Source organism: Mesorhizobium sp. M7A.F.Ca.CA.003.01.2.1 (genome assembly GCF_003998945.1).
Lineage (GTDB): Bacteria > Pseudomonadota > Alphaproteobacteria > Rhizobiales > Rhizobiaceae > Mesorhizobium > Mesorhizobium ciceri.
The window spans coordinates 1-1,170 of sequence record NZ_RZRA01001283.1 but is presented as its reverse complement, the minus strand read 5'-3'; the positions used below and the strand labels follow the sequence as shown (position 1 = coordinate 1,170).

Below are 1,170 nucleotides of genomic sequence, written 5' to 3'. Positions count from 1 at the left end.
GACATCCACTGGCTGGAAAAATACCTGGCCAAGGAAGAGTAGCGCGGAGACGCGATGACCCGCCCCTACGCGCCCGGCTATCGCATCCCCACCGACCTGCTGCTCAAGGCCTACGCCTCGGGCGTCTTCCCAATGGCAGAAAGTGCCGGCGACCCGGAGGTGTTCTGGGTGCGGCCGGAGACACGAGGCATCATCCCGCTTGACGGCTTTCACACGCCGAAAAGTCTCTGGAAAACGATCAAGAAACATCCCTTCGACATCCGTTTCGATTTCGATTTCGAGGCGACCATCGACGGCTGCGCCGAAAAGCGCGCGGAGCGGCGCTCGACCTGGATCAATGCGCCGATCCGCGAAGCCTATATCGAGTTGCATCGGATAGGCCATTGTCATTCGGTCGAAGCGTGGCGTGAGGACCGGCTGGTCGGCGGCCTCTATGGCGTGTCGCTCGGCCGGGTGTTTTTTGGCGAGAGCATGTTCGCCAGAGAGACGGACGCTTCCAAGACCTGCCTCTTCTACCTCGTCGAGCGCTTGAAGGCGCGGGGCTTTGCTCTGCTTGATACGCAGTTCACCACCGAGCACCTCAAGCGGTTCGGCGCGGTCGACGTGCCGCGCGGCAAGTATGAGAAGATGCTCGCCGATGCGTTGAAGGGCGAGGCAATATTCTATCCCTGAGGATTGAGCCTACTTCCCGGTAGCGGCTTCCAATGGCGTCTGCGAATGGAACATCATCTTCCAGCCGTTGGCGCGATGGACGTAGCCGGTGCTGACCAGCGCGGCATAAGCCTCGCCATTCTCCCGTGTCGCACGCGCCTCGTAAGTCAGCATGATGATGTCGCTGCCCGGCTCGATAATGCCCTTGAGATCCATCTGCAGGTTGCGCCAGCGGTTGGGCTTGGCCGCGGTCTTGGCCAGATCCGCATTGTCCATCGCCTGTGCCATCTGCGGAAATGCCACCAGGCATTCGGTGTCGGCGTTGGCCGCGTAGTAGGCGGAGTCGCCCGTCCAGAATCCCTTTTCGAGTTCCAGCAATTCGGCCTTGCTAGCCGTGATCCGTTTGCTGTCTGACATCGGAAGATCCTCCTTACGCATGAATGTGCGCTCGTCCGTGGCCCAACGCATTGTGGCCAGGACGGTTCCGGGGGATCAGTTGGTGTCGGTAGTATCGGGTCT

Annotated in this window: 2 protein-coding genes; one reads left to right on the top strand and one right to left on the bottom strand. The window is 60.7% G+C overall.

What is annotated here, in order from left to right; all coding sequences use genetic code 11:
- The first annotated feature begins 54 nt into the window (after nt 1-54).
- Nucleotides 55-672, top strand: coding sequence for a leucyl/phenylalanyl-tRNA--protein transferase (aat, locus tag EN969_RS31990; RefSeq protein WP_024503883.1), 618 nt, complete (start codon nt 55-57; stop codon nt 670-672).
- 9 nt (nt 673-681) lie between these two features.
- Here aat and EN969_RS31985 read toward each other — a convergent pair whose 3' ends face one another.
- Nucleotides 682-1,068: a hypothetical protein gene (locus EN969_RS31985; protein WP_024503882.1), complete on the bottom strand. Its 387-nt coding sequence runs from the start codon at nt 1,066-1,068 to the stop codon at nt 682-684.
- Nucleotides 1,069-1,170: the final 102 nt, after the last annotated feature.

What these genes read in the sequence shown, in the direction of transcription:
- aat (WP_024503883.1), top strand. Translation starts at nt 55, where the DNA reads ATGACCCGCCCCTACGCGCCCGGCTATCGCATCCCCACCGACCTGCTG.
- EN969_RS31985 (WP_024503882.1), bottom strand. Translation starts at nt 1,068, where the DNA reads ATGTCAGACAGCAAACGGATCACGGCTAGCAAGGCCGAATTGCTGGAA.